The following is a 16,814-nucleotide window of genomic DNA, read 5'->3' as shown; positions in this document are numbered from 1 at the left end:
TATTCCTCGCCGCCGTAGCGGTGTCGATGGTCATAATGTTCATGCTCTTGGCGGGTTCTCGCCGAACAATCGCTCTGCCGTCGTTCGAACTATCGAAATGAGGTGAGCTGGATTGCTGTGTGCCACACGCTCGACCGGGAAGACAGTGTCGCGTTGGGGTCTCGGTGTGATCGCCGCGCTGGCGGTCGCATCCTGTTCGAGTTCACATGCCAGCGACGCCGCCGCGCCGGGGACGCTGGACGCCGGATTCGGGTCCGGCGGGAAGGTGTCCACCGATCTCGGTTCGCCCGCCGATCACGCGCGGGCGGTCGCGGTGCAGCCGGACGGCAAGATCGTGGTCGCGGGGGCGACCCAGGATCCGGCGCAGGGGGATAACTTCGCCCTTGTCCGCTACACGACCGACGGGAAGCTCGATACCGGATTCGGTGATGGCGGCAGGGTGTCGACCGATTTCGGTGGGAAGGCCGATGTGGCCAATGCGGTGGTGATCCAGCCGGACGGCAAGATCGTCGCGGCGGGCACCAGTCATGGCACCGCGTCCGGCGATAACATCGCGCTGGCTCGCTATACCTCGGATGGCAAGCTGGACAGTGGGTTTGGTGATGGCGGCAGGGTGTCGGCCGATCTGGGTACCCAGGCCGATCATGCCAATACTGTCGCTGTGCAGTCCGATGGCAGGATCGTCGTCGCGGGTTCCACGCACGATCCCGTCCAGGGCGACAACTTCGTGGTACTGCGCTATAACGCCGATGGTAAGCCCGATGCCGGATTCGGTGATGGCGGCAAGGTGTCGACTGATTTCGGTGGGAAGGCCGATGTGGCCAATGCGGTGGTGATCCAGCCGGACGGCAAGATCGTCGCGGCGGGCACCAGTCATGGCACCGCGTCCGGCGACAATATCGCGTTGGCTCGCTATACCTCGGATGGCAAGTTGGACAATGGTTTCGGTGACGATGGCAAGGTGTCGACCGATCTGGGCGCGCAGGCCGATCATGCCAATGCTGTCGCTGTACTGTCCGACGGGAGGATCGTCGTCGCGGGTTCCACGCGCGATCCCGTTCAGGGCGATAACTTCGTGCTCGTCGGCTACACCACGGATGGCAAGTCCGACAATGGATTCGGCGACAAAGGCAAGGTGTCGACCGATTTCGGCGGCAAGGCCGATATCGCCTACGGATTGGCGATCGCGCCCGGTGGAAAACTCCTCGCCGCCGGGACGAGCACCGGCACCGCGACCGGCGACAACGTCGCGGTGGCCCGCTATACCCCGGAGGGCAAGCTGGACAACGGTTTCGGTGATGGTGGCAAGGTGTCCACCGATCTGGGCACCAAGGCCGATCGCGGCACCGCGGTCGCCGTCCAGCGCGATGGGAAGGTCATCGTGGTCGGCAGCACCGCGGATCCGCAGCAGGGCAACGACTTCCTGGCGATCCGCTACAACGGCTGACCGGCCGGTCGCTCGCGCGGCGTGCCGCGCAGCACCTGAAAACCGGCACGCGCCACCACGACCGGGATCCGCCGCGCGGCCTGCATATGCCGCACCCGCGCGGCGTCCGGCAATTCGTCCCATGGCAGCGGCACGGCGTCATCGAGGTCGTGCTGTTCGGACAGATTCGCGAAGCGCGCGGCGATCTTCTGCTCCATCCAGCGGTCGTACTCGAGCCGGGCCAGCGAGCGCACCTCGCGGTCGTCGAAGACCGCGTCCAGCCCGGGGGCGAATGTGGGCACCATGAAACAGCCGATCGCGGCGAGGTTCTCACCGAGGCGGCGGGCCTGCACCCGATTGGCCTCCCGCGCCCGATCCGGCAGCTCCTCCCATCGGCGCAGGACGTCGGCGTCGGCCGGGACCGCGCCGGTGGCCATGGCCTCATGGACCCGTGCCTGATGGGCCAGCCGCTCGCTCGTATCGTGCACCGCCTGCGCCAACTGCTCGGTGACCCGGACGGTGACATATCCGGTGAGACTGTCGAGCACGCGGTCCTGCGCGATCAGCCGCTGTTCCATCCGCCGGCATTCGTGCAGCACCGCCTGGGCATCGAGGAAGGTCTGCTCGGAGCGCCGGTCGCCGGTGCGGCCCAGGACATCCTGGCCGACCATGATCACGATCATGAACGCCAGCTGGGCGAGGCTGGACAGAAACGTCATGAACAAGAACGGATACCGATCGAACCGCTGAATTCCGGCCTCGGCCAGTACTATCCACACCACCTGTGTCCCGGCGGCCAGATAGAACGCCCACACGCTGCCCAGCCGCGTGGTCAGCCAGGCCGCGATCCGGTCGTTGCGCGTGACCGCCTGATCGGCGGCCTGGGGCGGATGCTGGACCCGATGCTGTTCGATCCAGGGATGTGGGCTCGACTCCAGCAGACTCAGGCCCCGGCTCAGCACCCGATCCTGTCGATCGAGATGCGCCTGCAGGTCCGCGACCTGCCGGAAGATCGTCTCGGTGTTCTCGTAGGTCTGCACCGACCGCCGGTCGGCGGCCGCGCTGAGCACTCGCTGACCCACCAGAATGATCAGACACAACACCAGTTGCGCGACGTTGTTCAGGAAGAGCAGGAACGGGAACGGATACGGATCGATCCGATGCAGCGGATCCCACCAGGTCGCCAGCGCCATATATCCGCTGAAAACCACCAGCACCAGGTACAGGGCGGGCATCGATCCCACCCAGCGGGTCACCGTGGCGGCGACGGCGTCGTTCGCGCCGATCCGCTCGTCGGCCATCAGTACCGGAGAGTGTCCCTCGATCGCGGTGCCGCTGCTCAATGGTTCGTCTCCTCGCCACGCAGTTCCGTAACGCCCCACAGTAGTTCGGCACCGCCGCCATCCCGCACTCACCATCACGGTAGCCGCGCACCGTCGGATCCCGGCCCGGATCGAGTTCCTCCGCCTACCGGCCCCATACTGGGAGCTACCTACTACCGGAGGTGTCCGATGGAACGCCACGAGGATCTATCGCAGGACGCACGCCGCAAAGCAGAAGACGAACGAGCCGCCGCCCACCGCGCGGAACGCCACGACCAGACCGCCGAGATGAATGCCGTCCGCGATGCCTCGGGTGGCGATTACGCCGAAGAGACCCGCGATATGTACCGCGAGGACGGCGACGAGAACCCGACTTAGTCAGCGGACATACTCGTCAACGGCGTCCTTGCGTGATACGCATTCTCCACGAAATCGAACGCGTCTCCGGTCACGCGGCTACCGAGAATATCCAAGTGGTGTAAGCATATTGGAGCATGGTCCATCGGTACCGGACCGTGGAGCGCGAGCGACGCGACGCCCGGTTCAGCCCGGCTGGTTGATCGCTCCGTCGACCACCTGGGCCAGCACCGTGTCGGTGGGGTAGATACCGATCCACAGGGCGGGGGAGCCGGTGCAGTTCAGCATGGCGATGCCGTGCAGGGCCGCCGACAGGCCCGCGGCGATCACACCGGAATCGCCCACGGCCGCCTCGGTGCGGCAGCGGGCCAGTGCGTCGGCCAGGACCTGCATGGACTTCGCGGCCGAGGACTCCTCGTCCACCCGCTGGGTCATCACCTGATACCGCAAGGGATGTCGGCGCGCGAATTCGACGTAGGCGACGCAGCCGAGCATCAGGCGCTCGCGCGGATTGCGGCCGTGTTGGGCGTTGCCGGTGATGGTGCCGACGAGGTCCTCCCAACCGGCTTCGGCCACCGCATCGATCACCGCGTCACGGTCGGGGAAGTGCGGGTAGATCGCGGGTGCGGATACTCCCGCCGCGCGCGCGATGCTGCGCAGCGTCAGCTCCGATTCGGTATCCGCCTCTGCCAGCAGGCGAGTGGCCGCGTCGACGATCTCGTGACGTAGCGCACTCCCCTGGCCTCTAGCGTTGCGCTTGCGCGGTGTCGGTGCCATGCTCCCAGCTTAACAGCTGTAAACTAACACTTGTTAACTTAGGGGCAAGCATGAAAGTCGCACGGGCCTTCGGCCGTCACCCGGGTACCTGGTTACCCCCCTTACTGGTCGTTCTGTTTCTGGCGGCCGCGCTGCCCGCCGTCTATCTCGGCGGCAGCGTCGACCCGGCCGGGAATCTGCGTGATCTCCCGATCGGCCTGATTGTCGAGCCACAGACCAGCGCCGCGAACACCGCCGCCGATCAGGTCGCCACCGCGATCCGCAATAGCGTGAACCACGAGGCGATCGACCTGATCTCGATGAGCGCCGAGGAAGAACAGCGCCAGATGGGCGCCGGTAAAATCTTTGGGGCGGTGCGCATTTCGGCCGATTTCAATGCCGAGATCGGACGCCTGGCCAGTGGTGCGGCCGGACCGCCCGCCCATGCGGTTGTGCATCTGGACACCGCCCCGGCCACCGGCGGATTGACCACCGGACTGTTCACCGGGCAGGTCGCGCCGGTCGTCGCCGCCGTGAACGCCAAGTTCGGGGCCCAGATGGCGGCCGACGCCGCGACCGTGGCCTCGGCGACCGCCCTCGCCGCTCCGTTCACCGTCGCCAGCGCGCCACTCACGCCGCTGGCCGGCCATACCGGTCTGGGAACGAGCATCTTCTACTACGCGATCGTGCTGGTGCTGCTCGGCTTCGTCGGCGCCTCGGTGATCCACCCGACCGTCGACTCCGCCAGCGGCTTCCAACCCAGCGAATTCGGCCCGATGGTGCAGCGCCGCAAGTATATTCACCTGCTCCGACTGCATCTGCTGCTCATCAAATGGGGGGTCATGCTCGCGGCGGCGCCGCTGGGGGCCGGGATCATCCAGCTGATCGCGGGCACGATGCTGGATATGCCGATTCCGGCGCCGCTCGAGCTCTACCTGTTCTCCACGACCACGATCGCCGCCATCGGCATCGGCGCACTCACCGTCTTCGCCGTGTTCGGCTCGCTCGCACCGCTGGTCAACATGTTCTTCTTCGTCGCCCTCGCCATGACGACCTCGGCGGGGACGATCCCGCTGGAAGCGACCCCCCAGTTCTTCCGGACCATCGCCGCGATCGAGCCGATGCGCCCCATCGTCACCGGGCTTCGCTCGATCCTGTACTACGACTCCTCCGTACTGTCCGGACTGCGCTCGGCGTGGATCCGCATCGGCATCGGCGCGGCCATCGGTGCGGCCGTAGGCGCCGTTGTCACAAGCCTTTTCGACGCTCACCCGCCCTTCAGCCGGGATCCCGGTCACCCCGTGGCGCAATCCGGATCGTCGGCTGCCGAGCCCGTCCATACCCACTGAGCCCCAGATCAATTCAATTGCAGAGAAAGGAACGACAATGACCATCAACATCCGCAAGGTGACCGTCCTCGGAACCGGAGTCCTGGGTTCACAGATCGCCTACCAGACCGCCTTCCATGGTTTCGAGGTCACCGCCTACGACATCAACGACGAGGCCCTCGACGCCGCCCGCACGCGCCTGAGCCATCTCGTAGCCACCTATCGCGACGAGGTTTCCGGGGCAGGCGACGGAAAGGCCGAGCACACGGCGGCGGCGATCGTGCTGACTTCGGATCTCGCCGAAGCAGTTCGCGAGGCCGATCTGGTCATCGAGGCCGTGCCCGAGACACTCGCCATCAAACAGCAGACCTATGCGTTCGTGAACGCGGCCGCACCCGAGCACGCCATCTTCGCCACGAACTCCTCGACCCTGCTGCCCAGCGATATCAAGGACTTCACCGGCCGCCCCGACAAGTTCCTCGCCCTGCATTTCGCGAACCAGATCTGGAAGCGCAACATCGCCGAGGTCATGGGCACCCCCGAGACCGATCCCGCGGTGTTCCGCGCCCTCGTCGACTTCGCGGGCGCGATCGGCATGGTTCCGATCGAGATCCACAAGGAGAAGGCCGGTTACGTCCTCAACACGATGCTCGGCCCGTTCCTTATCTCCGGAATCGAGCTTGCCGCAGGCGGATACGCCACACCGGAGACGATCGACCGCACCTGGCGCATCGTCACCGGTATGTCCGCCGGCCCTTGCCAGATGCTCGATATCGTCGGCCTCAACACGCCCTACAACATCCTGCTCTCCCGCGGCAATGACAAGGCGGATGAGCTCGCGGCCTGGCTGAAGGCCAACTACATCGACAAGGGCAAGCTCGGCGTCGCCACCGGTGAGGGCTTCTACCGATACGACACGGCGTCCAACTGATTCAGACCTCTCGGCGCACCGCGGTGACGGCCTTGCGGGCCGCGACCAGGATCGGGTCCCAGACCGGGGAAAACGGTGGGGCATAACCCAAGTCGAGTGCGGTCATCTGTTCGACGGTCATGCGGGCGGTCAGCGCCACCGCGGCGATATCGATGCGTTTGCCCGCACCCTCGCGGCCGACGATCTGGACGCCGAGCAGGCGGCCGGTGCGGCGTTCAGCGAGCATCTTGACCGTCATGGGGGCCGTGCCGGGGAAGTAGCCGGAGCGGCTGGTGGATTCGATGGTGACGGTGACGTATTGCAGCCCGACGCGGTGAGCGTCCTTCTCGCGCAGGCCCGTTCGGGCGACCTCGAGGTCGCAGACCTTGCTGACGGCGGTGCCGACGACACCGGGGAAGGTGGCATAGTCGCCGCCGACGCCGGAACCGATGATCTGGCCGTGTTTGTTGGCATGGGTGCCGAGCGGGATGTGGCGCTGGGAGCCGGAGACCAGATCCAGCACCTCCACGCAATCGCCACCGGCCCAGATGTTTTCGTGGCCGAGCACGCGCATGGCCAGATCGGTGAGCAGTCCGTCGTGGACGCCCAGCGGTAGTCCGGCGGCGCGGGCGAGGTCGGTGGCGGGGCGCACGCCGATGCCGAGGACGACGACATCGGCCGGATACTCGGCCTCATCGGTCGCGACCGCGCGGACCCGGCCGGTCCCGTCGGTGCGGATGGCGGTGACCTCGGCATCGCCGACGATGCGAATATCCATGCCCTGCATGGCCTTTCGGATCAGCACGCCCATATCCGGATCGAGGGTGGCCATCGGCTCGGCGCCGCGGTTGATCATGGTCACCTCGTAGCCGCGGTTGATCAGCGCCTCGGCCATCTCGACGCCGATATAGCCCGCGCCCACCACGACCGCGCGCCGCCCCCGGCTCGTATCGAGGGTGTCGATGAGGGCCTGGCCGTCGTCGAGGGTCTGCACGCCGTGCACTCCGGCGGCGTCGATGCCGGGCAGCGGCGGCCGGATCGGGGTGGCGCCGGTGGCGAGGACGAGTTTGTCGTAGTGCCACCAGGTTTCGTCCCCGCTGGCCAGATCGCGAGCGCACACGCGGGAGCCGGGCACATCGATCTCGAGCACCTCGGTGCGCAGGCGCAGATCGATGCCGTGGGCCCGATGCTCCTCGGGCGTGCGGGCGATGAGGTCGTCGCGCTCGGCGACCTGGCCGCCCACCCAGTAGGGAATGCCGCAGGCCGAATACGAGGTGAAATGCCCGCGCTCGAATACCACGATCTCGAGTTCGCCCGCATTCTTCAGCCTGCGGGCCTGCGATGCCGCCGACATCCCGGCCGCGTCGCCACCGATGACCACCATGCGTTCGCTCATATGATCACCGTACGAGGGCTCCGGCGCCGCGGTGCGCGCGGCCGCGCGGATCGGTCAGTCGTTCTGGATTCGGTGTTCCAATTCCGTTGCGACAGCGGCCATTCCGGCCTCGGTGGGGTGGTAGGAGGAGGCCATCGACAGCGGCCCGGTGGTGACGGGGTTGTGGAAGCCGCCGACCCAGGGCTCGGGAGAGCAGGCGGTATGCGCGTCGGCGTCGGGGATCGCGATGCTGCCTGCCCCCGCGTCGCGGGCCGCGGCCCGGGTGGCCGCGATCAGGCCCTCCCAGGTGTGGCGGGCGGTGCGGGCGTCCGGTGCGGTCAGGGGGACCGACGAGCAGGTCGCGGCGTCGGGGCTCAGGGCGGGCAGATACTCCACCAGCAGGACCGTCGCCGACGGGGCGATGTCGTGGATCCGATCGACGATATCGGCCATCGCTTGCCGAACGGCCGTGAAATCCGCTGCGGTGGACTGCTTCTGGTGGCCCAGCGCCCGCTTGCAGGCCGCCGATACCGGATCGTGCAGTGCCGGTGCGCCGGCCACGATCGCCGGACAGCTGTCGGCGATCATGCCGCCGATCAGGCCGAGATCGTTACCGCCGATGGTGACGGTGACCAGATCGGTATCCGGTGTCACCGCCTGAATCTGCGGCGGGACGGTCGCATGCGTCGGCACCCGCTGCGCGCGATGCAGCACATCGGCGGTCGTGGCTCCGGAGCAGGTGGCATCGACCAGATCCAGGCGCAGCGCCTGGGCGAGGCGATGGGGGTAGTCGTTGCCCGAGCGGGCGCAGCCGATATCGATCGTGGGTGCCAGACCCGGTCCTGCGGCGTAGGAGCTGCCCAGGGCGACGTAGTGGGTGGGGTGATCCGGCTGCGCATGCGCGGAGGCGGCGGTCGCGGCCAGTGCGAGCGCGGCGAGCAGGAACGCCGTCGGGCGGGACGTGGTCAACGTGGCTCCCTTCGTGGCGGATCAACGATAAACCGGTGGTCGCGGATGAGCACCCCGGGGGCGGCCGATTGACGACAAGTACTCCAATTGGCAACAAGGCTTCTTGTTGGAGTGGGTGTTTTCTGCTGTAATGGCGCGGATCGGCCGACTAGCGGAGAGAGTGCGAGCGATGCGGGTGCAGGACAGTGTGGCCCTGGTGACCGGGGGCGCTTCGGGTTTGGGGCTGGCCACCGCGCGGCGGCTGACGGCTGCGGGGGCGCGGGTGGTCGTGGTGGATCTGCCGGACTCCGACGGGAAGCAGATCGCCGCGGAGCTCGGGGGGATCTTCGCGCCCGCCGATGTGACCGACGAGGACGAGGTGGACGCGGCGTTCGACGCGGCCGAGCGGCTCGGACCGGTGCGAATCGTGGTGAACTGCGCGGGAATCGGGCTGCCGGGGCGGGTGCTGACCGGCGATCGGGTGTTGCCACTGCACGCGTTTCAGTTGGTCGTGGAGGTCAATCTGGTGGGGACCTTCAACGTGCTGCGGCTGGGGGCGCAGCGGATCAGCCGGACCGAGGCGATCGATGGCGAGCGCGGGGTCATCGTGAACACCGCCTCGGTGGCGGCATTCGACGGGCAGATCGGGCAGGCGGCCTATGCGGCGTCCAAGGCGGCGATCGCGGGGATGACGCTGCCGCTGGCCCGGGATCTGGGCGACCACCTGATTCGCGTGGTGACGATCGCGCCCGGGATGTTCGATACGCCGCTGCTGGCCGCGCTGCCGCCGGAGGCGAGGGCCTCGCTGGAGGGGCAGGTTCCGCATCCGAAGCGGCTGGGCGATCCGGCGGAGTATGCGGCGCTGGTGGCGCATATCGTCGAGAATCCGATGCTCAACGGCGAGGTGATCCGGCTCGACGGGGCCATTCGGATGGGTCCGCGCTGAACCGTCCGGCCCTTCCCTCTAGCTGGAACAGGTTATAGATTGATCCGGCGATACCGTTGTCAGCGGGAAGGGAAGCCATGTCCGCCACCGCATCCGGGGCCGAACTGCTGGCGGCCGTCGAGCAATCGCCACGGGCGGTCGCCGCACACGATCGCGCGGCGTGGGTGGGACTGTTCACGGATCGGGCGCTGGTCGAGGACCCCGTCGGATCGCGTCCACATATCGGAACTGCCGCGATCGAGCGGTTCTACGACACCTTCATCGCGCCCAATGCCATTACCTTCCGGGTCGACCACGATGTGATCTGCCCGATGGGCGTGTTCCGCGATCTGACCATCGAGATCGCCATGTCGACCGGGGTGACGCTGCGGGTGCCGATGCATCTGCGCTACGACCTCGAGCGGATCGACGGGGAGCTGAAAATCGCTGAGCTGCATGCCCATTGGGAGCTTCCGGTCATGGTCTCCCAGCTGCTGCGGGCCGGACTGCCCGGGCTGGGCGCGGCGGCGACGCTGGGGCCGCGGCTGTTCGCCAACCAAGGGGTCGGCGGGACACTGGGTTTCGCGCGCGGGTTCGTCCGGGTGGGTGCGGCGGGTCGGCGGGTGGCGACGGAACTGTTGGCTGCGTCAGGGCGGGGCAGCGTTGCGGCTGTCCGAAATGCCGTGTTGCCCGGGGCGGTTCTCGAATGGCCGGTCGGAAATCCGGTCACCGCGGACGAATTCGTCGCCCGCGGGGCCGGAGTGCGGGTGAGCAAGGTGATTTCGGCCGGGCGCTTCGTCACCGCCACCGTGGAGACCGCTGCCGGGCGCGGCATCGCCGAACTCGAGGTCGCGGTGGGCGGCAGGCATATCGTGGCGGCCCGGATCCATCTCGCCGACTGATCGCCGGACGCCCGAATCGGGGCGAAATGGGCATTTGTCCAGGTAGCGGCGTAGATTTCGTTCGAACGGGTCGGCTTGTTGTGCGGGCCGGATGCGGGAGCGCCGGGCAGAATGCCGGGTGTGGATGGCTGGGGCGGGCAGGCATCGGAACACCGGCGGGCCGAGGGGTCCGGCGGGGCCGGTGCGCGCAAGCGGCACGGCCGCCACTACACGCCGGTGCGGTTGGCGGAATTCCTGGCGGAGCGGCTGTTCGAACATGTGGCGCCGCGGGATCGGGGCGAGCTGCGGGTATTGGATCCGGCGTGCGGGGACGGGGAACTGCTGGTGGCGGCGCGCCGGGTGGCGCGGCGGCGGTTTCCGGGACTGCGGCTGCGGCTGGTCGGATACGACCTGGACGAGGCCGCGGTCGGCGTCGCCGCCGCGCGCGAGCCCGAGATCGACTGGCGGGTCGGCGACTTCCTGCAGGCCGCAACGAGTTTGGCCGATGAGGGATTCGACGCGGTCATCACCAATCCGCCGTATGTGCGCACCCAGCAGCTCGGCGGGGCGACCGCGCGGCTGCTCAGCAGGCAGTTCGGGCTCCAGGGCCGGATCGATCTGACCCATCCGTTCGTGGCGAGCATGCCTCGGCTGCTACGGCCCGGCGGGGTGCTGGGGTTGTTGTGCGCCAACCGATTTCTGACCACCAAGGCCGGGGCGAATCTGCGGGAGCTGCTGAGTTCGGAGCTGTCGCCCGTCGAGCTGTACGACCTCGGCGATACCCGGCTGTTCGAGGCCGCGGTGCTGCCCGCCGTCACGATCGCGGTCCGTGGGGCGGGCGTCCCGCGATGCCGGTATGTGTCGGCCTACGAGATTCCCGAGGGCGAGGCCGGCGACGATATGGATCTGTTCGCCGCGCTGGCACATCCGCGTGAATGCCTGATCGATCACGAGGGACGATGTATCGCGGTCGAGGTCGGATCCCTCGAGATCGGAAGTGCCGCTGCGCATTCCGTGTCGGGACCGAGAGTGGCCGATCATACGGTCCCGTGGCGCATGTCGCGGCCGGGGACCGACGAGTGGCTGCGGCGGGTGGGGAACGGGACCTGGCGGACCTTCGGGGAACTGGCGCGAATTCGCGTGGGTATCAAGACAACCGCGGATCGGGTGTTCATCTCCGATCAGTGGGACGAGCGGTCCCCGCGCCCGGAACAGGCGCTGTTGTTCGATCTGCTCACCCACCACGATATGGCCGCCTGGCGGGTGGCTCGGGAGCGCGCCACTCGGGTGCTGTATCCCTACGATGTCACCAGCCCTCGCCGCACACCCGTCGATCTGGCCCAGTTCCCCGGGGCCGCAGCGTATTTGGCCGAGCATAAGGATGCGTTGGCCGCGCGGGACTATCTGACCGCGAGCGGGCGGGAGTGGTTCGAGATCTGGGTGCCGCAGCGACCGCATCTGTGGCGGCAGCCGAAGGTGGTGTTCCCCGATATCAGTGTGCGACCGCGTTTCGCGCTCGACCGCAGTGGCGCCATCGTCAACGGCGACTGCTACTGGATCTCGGTGCCCGATATCGGCGCGGACAATCTGGCGTATCTGCTGATGGGCGTGGCGAATTCGACGCTGGGCATGCGCTTCTACGATGCCGTCTGCGGGAATCGGCTCTATGCGGGGCGGCGTCGCTGGATCACCCAGTACGTCTCCCGGCTACCGATGCCCGATCCGTACACCCGCCAATCGCTGGCCCTGGCCGAACTGGTCCGGGGGCTGGTCGATGGTCCTGGCGTCGATGCCGGTGAGCTCGACGAGCGGGTGGCCGCCGCGTTCGGAATCGCCTCACTCAGCCGCGGCGGGTGCTGACCATGGGAAACAGGGTGCGGCGGGAGAATTCGCGGGCGGCGCGTTCGTCGCCGAGAGGGATGAGGCCCTCGGGGGTGAGGGCCAGGGATTGGGCCAGGCGGGCCATGATTTCAGCGACCAGGTCGGGGTCGAAGTCCAAGGCGGGGTCGGAGGCACGCAGGTCGTGGAGCTTATCGGCCAGGTAGGCGCGGCCGATGGCCAGAATCGGGGCGGCCTCGGTGGTCAGGCGGGGCAGGATCATATCGGGCTCGGTGCGCAGCAGGCGCTGCAGCAGTTCGTTGCGGGCCAGCAGGGTGATGAATGCGACGAACACCTCGACCAGTTGGTCCTCGCCGTCGGGGATACTTCCGACCCGCTCCTCGATCTCGGCGACGAACAGCTGTGCCTCCCGCACACCGACCGCCTCGACCAGGTCGTTCTTCGATTCGAATCGCCGATACAGCGTGGCCGGGCTGATGCCGGCGCGGCGTGCGATCTCGCCCATACTGGTCCGCTTGATGCCGAAGTCGAGGAATGCCGACAGGGCGCTCTCGAGCAGCTGTTCGCCGTCGGATCGCGGCTTTTCGAGGATACGAGCCAGGATGGGGGGAACGGTGGGCATCGAGTCTCCAGTCGAATCGGCGGGATACCGCGTCGATGCGGAAGGTGGACACTCATTGTCTCATTGAATCGCCGTGCCTGGAGGCACCGCGGCCGCGACCCCTACCGCTCAGCGCGGGAACGCAATCCGTGCACCCGGTGCCGCAGGGCCTCGGGGCATGCTAACAAGGCCTCTTGTTGGACATTAGACCAGTGTGAGGCGTCTCATAGCTGTTTGCCATCTCGATGGACCGCGAGGTTGTGCAGATAGACCGCGGCATTGAGCCGGATCCGTTCCAACTCCGCCTCGCCCAGCTCGCGGCGCACCTTGCCCGGCACCCCGGCCACCAGCGAGCCCGGCGGAATCTGCGCGTTCTCCGGGATCAGGGCGTTGGCCGCGATCAGGCTGCCCGAGCCGATCACCGCGCCGTTGAGCACCGTGGCGCCCATGCCGACGAGGACATCGTCGCCGACGGTGCAGCCGTGCAGAATCGCGTTGTGCCCCACCGAGACTCCGGTGCCGACGGTCAGCGGGAAGCCGGGGTCGGCGTGCAGCACGCAGCCGTCCTGGATGTTGGTTCCGGCACCGACGGTGATGTCCTCGATATCGCCGCGCAGGACCGCGCCATACCAGATGCCGACCTGTTCGGCCAGGCGCACCCGCCCGATCACGGTGGCGTTCGGCGCGATCCAGGCGCTGTCGTCGATCTGCGGCGCGTGCTCACCCAGCTGAATCCTCATGATCGTGAACTTAGTTGTTCCGGAACAGCGCGCGGCGGGCGGCCGGGGGACAGGCTCGGCGAGGAGATCGTGCTGTAGGCAATTCCGTTGGCGGGAAGCGGGATTCGGTCAGATGCGCGATCGGGACGCATGACATGACCAGCTGTGCACCCTGCACAGCATCCAGGCTGATAGTTGCCAATTGATTGCCATCTTGCGAATCGCCGCCTGTGGATCGTGGCGGACGCGGCGCGGGTGGATCACGATGGCGGTATGAGAATCGGGGTGCCGCGGGAGATCAAACCGCAGGAGAAACGGATCGCACTCACCCCCGCCGGGGCCACTGAACTGGTCCGGCATGGGCATCGAGTACTCGTCGAGGCCGGGGCGGGCGCCGGATCCGGCTTCGACGATGCCGACTATCGCGCGGCGGGGGCGCGCATCGTGGGTTCCGCCGACGATGTCTGGGCGGATGCCGAACTGTTGCTGAAGGTGAAGGAACCCGTGGCGGCAGAGTATGCGCGGATGCGAATGGGGCAGGTACTGTTCACCTTTCTGCATCTGGCCGCCTCGCGGGATTGCACCGAGGCGATCCTGCGCTCCGGCATCACCGCGATCGCCTACGAGACCGTCCGCGGGCACGACGGCGCGCTGCCGCTGCTCGCGCCGATGAGCGAGGTCGCGGGCAAGCTCGCACCGCAGGTCGGGGCGTATCACCTCATGGCGTCCGCCGGGGGCGCGGGCGTGCTGCTCGGCGGGGTGCCCGGCGTGCGGCCCGGGGAGGTGGTGGTGCTCGGCGGCGGGGTGGCCGGATCGAGCGCGGCGAGCGTCGCGGTGGGGATGGGGGCACGAGTCACCGTCCTCGATACCAATCCGATTCGGTTGCGGGAGCTGGATATTCGCTTCGGTGGCCGGGTGATCACGGTGGCCTCGCAGGCGGCGGAGGTCGAAAGGTCGGTTCTGGCAGCCGATCTGGTGATCGGGTCGGTGCTCGTGCCGGGTGCGCGGGCCCCGCGGCTGGTGCCCGACGATCTGGTGGCCCGGATGCGTCCGGGTTCGGTGCTGGTCGATATCGCGATCGATCAGGGCGGCTGCTTCGAGAGTTCGCGACCCACCACACATGCGGATCCGACCTTCCTCGTGGCGAATTCGCTGTTCTACTGCGTGGCCAATATGCCCGGCGCGGTACCGCACACCTCGACGGTGGCACTCACCAACGCCACGCTGCCCTATGTGCTGGCCATCGCCGACCACGGCTGGCGAGCGGCCGCGGACGCCGATCCGGGCCTGGCGCGGGGGCTGACCGCGGAGGGGGGACAGCTGTTCTCCGATGAGGTCGCCCGGGCGCACGGCCTGCTCGCGGTGGGCGGCCCGAGCGCGGTGTGACGGAATCTCAGAAGTACCAGTCCGGTTCGGCGGCGGGCAGGTTGTGCAGCTTGTCCGGGTTGCGGACCACGGTGATGCCCGTGATGCGGTCGTGTTCGATGATGAAGGAGAAGACGCCGAGGTGGTGACCGTCGAAGACCATGAGGCCGGGGCGGCCGTTGACCAGAACCCTTCGGCCCCAACCGCCGTCGCCCGCGCGGTACCAACCGAGGAACATCCTGGCGACCAGTTCGCCGCCGGAGACCGGCTGCCGGATCGCGGGCACCTTGCCGCCGCCGTCCGCGGTGAGGGTGACCTTGTCGTCGAGCACGCCGAGCAGTGCGCCGAGATCGCCGGAGCGCCACGCCACCGCGAAGGCCGAGACCGCCTTGGCATGGTCGCCGGGGCTGGCGGGGAAGCGCGGGGTGCCCTCCTCGACGTGTTTGCGGGCGCGTGATGCCAACTGCCGCACGGCCGCCGGGGTCCGGCCGACCACCTCCGCCACCTCCGGCCCGCTCATGCCGAACACGTCCTGCAGCACGAAGGCGGTGCGCTCGGCAGGGGACAGCGATTCCAGCACGATCAGCAGCGCGGTGGTGACGCGCTCGTCCTGGGTGACCCGATCGGCCGGATCCTCCCAGGTGGTCACCTCCGGTTCGGGTAGCCATTCGCCGACGTACTGTTCCCGGCGCGCCCGAGCGGATCCGAGTTGATCCAGCGCGAGCCGCCCGACGACGGTGGACAGCCAGGCCCGCAGATTATCGATCTCCGCACCGGGCGAACGGTTTTCATACCACCGCTGCAGCCGCAGCCAGGCCTCCTGCACCACATCGTCGGCATCGCTGAGGCTACCCAGCGTGCTGTAGGCCAGCCGCCGCAGATACTGCCGGTGTTCCTCGAACCGACGCGCCAATTCCGCCTGATCGATCTCTCCGGTAGCCACGCCACCACCCTTCCGTCCCACCAAGCCTATCCACGCCGAACCCACCCCCGACAAGCCGCCGCACCCCCGGCGTGACCCAATCGCCGCACCCCTTCCCGCACTCCGCACCCGCTCCAGTCGCCCACAAGGGGTGCGGAGTGCGGGAAGGGGTGCGGCGTTGGGGTGGTTAGGCTGTGGCGGTGCGATTGGGGACTGCGGTGGGGGTTGCGGTGGGGTTCGGGGTGGATCGTGTGGTGGGGGATCCGCGGCGGTGGCATCCGGTGGCCGGGTTCGGGCGGGTGGCCGGGGGGTTGGAGTCTGTGGTTTATCGGGAGGGGCGGGGCGCGGGGGTGGGGTATGAGGTGTTGTTGGTCGGGGGGGTTGTGGGGGTCGGCGGGGTGGCGCAGTGGTTGGGGGGCACGGGGTTTCGGCGGGTGGTAGTGACCGCGCTCGCGACCTGGACGGTGCTGGGCGGGCGGTCGCTGGTGCGGGTCGGCGGGGAGATGGCCGATCGGCTGGAGGCCGGGGATGTCGAGGGTGCGCGGCTGTTGCTGCCCTCGCTGTGCGGGCGGGATCCGGCGGCGCTCGATGCCGACGGCCTGGCCCGGGCCGCGCTGGAATCGATCGCCGAGAACACCTCCGACGCTGCCGTGGCCCCGCTGGTATGGGGTGCGATCGCGGGAGTGCCGGGCCTGCTGGGCTATCGCGCGATCAACACCCTCGACGCGATGGTCGGCTACCGCAACGACCGCTACCGCGAATTCGGCTGGGCCGCGGCCCGAACCGACGATGTCGCCAACCTGATCCCCGCCCGCGTGAGCGGCATCCTGACCGCCCTGCTCGCCCCGATCGTCGGCGGCCGCCCCCGCGCCGCGCTCGCCGCCTGGCGCCGCGACGCCGCCGCCCACCCCAGCCCCAATGCCGGAGTGGCCGAGGCCGCCATGGCCGGAGCCTTGGGCATCCGCCTCGGCGGCCTCACTCAGTACCGCCACGGCACCGAACGCCGCCCGACCCTCGGCACCGGCCCAGCCCCACGCGTCCCGGACCTACGCCGCGCGGTCCGGCTGTCCGAGGCCGTCCAATACGCCGCGGCCGCGGTCGCTGTCGTCGCCTGTCTGCGTCGTTGACGCGGAAGATCGG

The 16,814-nt window shown here is 68.3% G+C and carries 16 protein-coding genes; 9 read left to right on the top strand and 7 right to left on the bottom strand.

Annotated features, from left to right (window positions below; genetic code table 11):
• Positions 1-145: 145 nt before the first annotated feature.
• Positions 146-1,447 (top strand): WD40 repeat domain-containing protein, encoded by a 1,302-nt coding sequence (locus ACIA76_RS35650; protein ID WP_397158494.1) that lies wholly within the window; start codon positions 146-148, stop codon positions 1,445-1,447.
• On the opposite strand, the gene ACIA76_RS35645 is transcribed toward ACIA76_RS35650, so the two are convergent.
• A complete protein-coding gene (locus ACIA76_RS35645; RefSeq protein ID WP_397158492.1) occupies positions 1,435-2,769 on the bottom strand; it encodes a DUF1003 domain-containing protein in 1,335 nt (444 codons plus the stop codon). The two genes, ACIA76_RS35650 and ACIA76_RS35645, sit on opposite strands and share 13 nt — an antisense overlap.
• A 168-nt stretch (positions 2,770-2,937) precedes the next feature.
• On the opposite strand from ACIA76_RS35645, the gene ACIA76_RS35640 reads away from it, so the two are divergent.
• Complete coding sequence (locus ACIA76_RS35640) at positions 2,938-3,126, top strand: hypothetical protein (protein WP_397158490.1); 189 nt, start codon at positions 2,938-2,940, stop codon at positions 3,124-3,126.
• A gap of 165 nt (positions 3,127-3,291) precedes the next feature.
• Here the strand turns inward: ACIA76_RS35640 and ACIA76_RS35635 are convergent, their stop codons facing one another.
• Positions 3,292-3,882 (bottom strand): TetR/AcrR family transcriptional regulator, encoded by a 591-nt coding sequence (locus ACIA76_RS35635; protein WP_397158488.1) that lies wholly within the window; start codon positions 3,880-3,882, stop codon positions 3,292-3,294.
• Positions 3,883-3,932: 50 nt separating this feature from the next.
• On the opposite strand from ACIA76_RS35635, the gene ACIA76_RS35630 reads away from it, so the two are divergent.
• Together ACIA76_RS35630 and ACIA76_RS35625 are read left to right on the top strand one after the other, a co-directional pair.
• Positions 3,933-5,210: a DUF3533 domain-containing protein gene (locus ACIA76_RS35630; protein ID WP_397158486.1), complete on the top strand. Its 1,278-nt coding sequence runs from the start codon at positions 3,933-3,935 to the stop codon at positions 5,208-5,210.
• Positions 5,211-5,247: 37 nt separating this feature from the next.
• On the top strand, positions 5,248-6,120 hold the full coding sequence (locus ACIA76_RS35625; protein WP_397158484.1) for a 3-hydroxyacyl-CoA dehydrogenase: 873 nt from the start codon (positions 5,248-5,250) through the stop codon (positions 6,118-6,120).
• Between the two features lies 1 nt (position 6,121).
• On the opposite strand, the gene ACIA76_RS35620 is transcribed toward ACIA76_RS35625, so the two are convergent.
• Both ACIA76_RS35620 and ACIA76_RS35615 read right to left on the bottom strand, forming a co-directional pair.
• Complete coding sequence (locus tag ACIA76_RS35620; RefSeq protein WP_397158482.1) at positions 6,122-7,495, bottom strand: FAD-dependent oxidoreductase; 1,374 nt, start codon at positions 7,493-7,495, stop codon at positions 6,122-6,124.
• Between the two features lie 54 nt (positions 7,496-7,549).
• Positions 7,550-8,443, bottom strand: a complete 894-nt coding sequence (locus tag ACIA76_RS35615) for an SGNH/GDSL hydrolase family protein (RefSeq protein ID WP_397158480.1) — start codon at positions 8,441-8,443, stop codon at positions 7,550-7,552.
• 169 nt (positions 8,444-8,612) lie between these two features.
• On the opposite strand from ACIA76_RS35615, the gene ACIA76_RS35610 reads away from it, so the two are divergent.
• From ACIA76_RS35610 to ACIA76_RS35600, 3 genes are all read left to right on the top strand, one after another.
• Positions 8,613-9,368: an SDR family NAD(P)-dependent oxidoreductase gene (locus ACIA76_RS35610; protein ID WP_397158478.1), complete on the top strand. Its 756-nt coding sequence runs from the start codon at positions 8,613-8,615 to the stop codon at positions 9,366-9,368.
• Between the two features lie 77 nt (positions 9,369-9,445).
• Positions 9,446-10,249, top strand: coding sequence for a nuclear transport factor 2 family protein (locus tag ACIA76_RS35605; protein WP_397158476.1), 804 nt, complete (start codon positions 9,446-9,448; stop codon positions 10,247-10,249).
• Between the two features lie 111 nt (positions 10,250-10,360).
• Positions 10,361-12,088: an Eco57I restriction-modification methylase domain-containing protein gene (locus ACIA76_RS35600; RefSeq protein WP_397158474.1), complete on the top strand. Its 1,728-nt coding sequence runs from the start codon at positions 10,361-10,363 to the stop codon at positions 12,086-12,088.
• Here ACIA76_RS35600 and ACIA76_RS35595 read toward each other — a convergent pair.
• Both ACIA76_RS35595 and ACIA76_RS35590 read right to left on the bottom strand, forming a co-directional pair.
• Positions 12,069-12,689, bottom strand: coding sequence for a TetR/AcrR family transcriptional regulator (locus ACIA76_RS35595; protein WP_397158472.1), 621 nt, complete (start codon positions 12,687-12,689; stop codon positions 12,069-12,071). The two genes, ACIA76_RS35600 and ACIA76_RS35595, sit on opposite strands and share 20 nt — an antisense overlap.
• Before the next feature lie 203 nt (positions 12,690-12,892).
• A complete protein-coding gene (locus ACIA76_RS35590) occupies positions 12,893-13,408 on the bottom strand; it encodes a gamma carbonic anhydrase family protein (protein WP_397158470.1) in 516 nt (171 codons plus the stop codon).
• A gap of 252 nt (positions 13,409-13,660) precedes the next feature.
• On the opposite strand from ACIA76_RS35590, the gene ald reads away from it, so the two are divergent.
• Positions 13,661-14,773 carry an alanine dehydrogenase gene (gene ald / locus ACIA76_RS35585; RefSeq protein ID WP_397158468.1) on the top strand — a complete coding sequence of 371 codons (1,113 nt, stop codon included), beginning with the start codon at positions 13,661-13,663 and terminating at the stop codon, positions 14,771-14,773.
• A gap of 7 nt (positions 14,774-14,780) precedes the next feature.
• On the opposite strand, the gene sigJ is transcribed toward ald, so the two are convergent.
• Positions 14,781-15,695: an RNA polymerase sigma factor SigJ gene (gene sigJ, locus ACIA76_RS35580; protein WP_397158466.1), complete on the bottom strand. Its 915-nt coding sequence runs from the start codon at positions 15,693-15,695 to the stop codon at positions 14,781-14,783.
• 185 nt (positions 15,696-15,880) lie between these two features.
• On the opposite strand from sigJ, the gene ACIA76_RS35575 reads away from it, so the two are divergent.
• A complete protein-coding gene (locus ACIA76_RS35575) occupies positions 15,881-16,801 on the top strand; it encodes a cobalamin biosynthesis protein (RefSeq protein ID WP_397158567.1) in 921 nt (306 codons plus the stop codon).
• The last annotated feature ends 13 nt before the right edge of the window (positions 16,802-16,814 follow it).

Source organism: Nocardia sp. NPDC051570, assembly GCF_044454005.1.
Lineage (GTDB): Bacteria > Actinomycetota > Actinomycetes > Mycobacteriales > Mycobacteriaceae > Nocardia.
This window is presented reverse-complemented; position numbering and strand designations above follow the sequence as displayed.

Bases quoted from the DNA above. Each gene is read 5' to 3' on its own strand.
- ACIA76_RS35640 (WP_397158490.1), top strand. From the start codon at position 2,938: ATGGAACGCCACGAGGATCTATCGCAGGACGCACGCCGCAAAGCAGAA.
- ACIA76_RS35625 (WP_397158484.1), top strand. From the start codon at position 5,248: ATGACCATCAACATCCGCAAGGTGACCGTCCTCGGAACCGGAGTCCTG.
- ACIA76_RS35635 (WP_397158488.1), bottom strand. From the start codon at position 3,882: ATGGCACCGACACCGCGCAAGCGCAACGCTAGAGGCCAGGGGAGTGCG.
- ACIA76_RS35590 (WP_397158470.1), bottom strand. From the start codon at position 13,408: ATGAGGATTCAGCTGGGTGAGCACGCGCCGCAGATCGACGACAGCGCC.
- ACIA76_RS35630 (WP_397158486.1), top strand. From the start codon at position 3,933: ATGAAAGTCGCACGGGCCTTCGGCCGTCACCCGGGTACCTGGTTACCC.
- ACIA76_RS35620 (WP_397158482.1), bottom strand. From the start codon at position 7,495: ATGAGCGAACGCATGGTGGTCATCGGTGGCGACGCGGCCGGGATGTCG.
- ald (WP_397158468.1), top strand. From the start codon at position 13,661: ATGAGAATCGGGGTGCCGCGGGAGATCAAACCGCAGGAGAAACGGATC.
- ACIA76_RS35605 (WP_397158476.1), top strand. From the start codon at position 9,446: ATGTCCGCCACCGCATCCGGGGCCGAACTGCTGGCGGCCGTCGAGCAA.
- ACIA76_RS35610 (WP_397158478.1), top strand. From the start codon at position 8,613: ATGCGGGTGCAGGACAGTGTGGCCCTGGTGACCGGGGGCGCTTCGGGT.
- ACIA76_RS35600 (WP_397158474.1), top strand. From the start codon at position 10,361: ATGCCGGGTGTGGATGGCTGGGGCGGGCAGGCATCGGAACACCGGCGG.
- ACIA76_RS35595 (WP_397158472.1), bottom strand. From the start codon at position 12,689: ATGCCCACCGTTCCCCCCATCCTGGCTCGTATCCTCGAAAAGCCGCGA.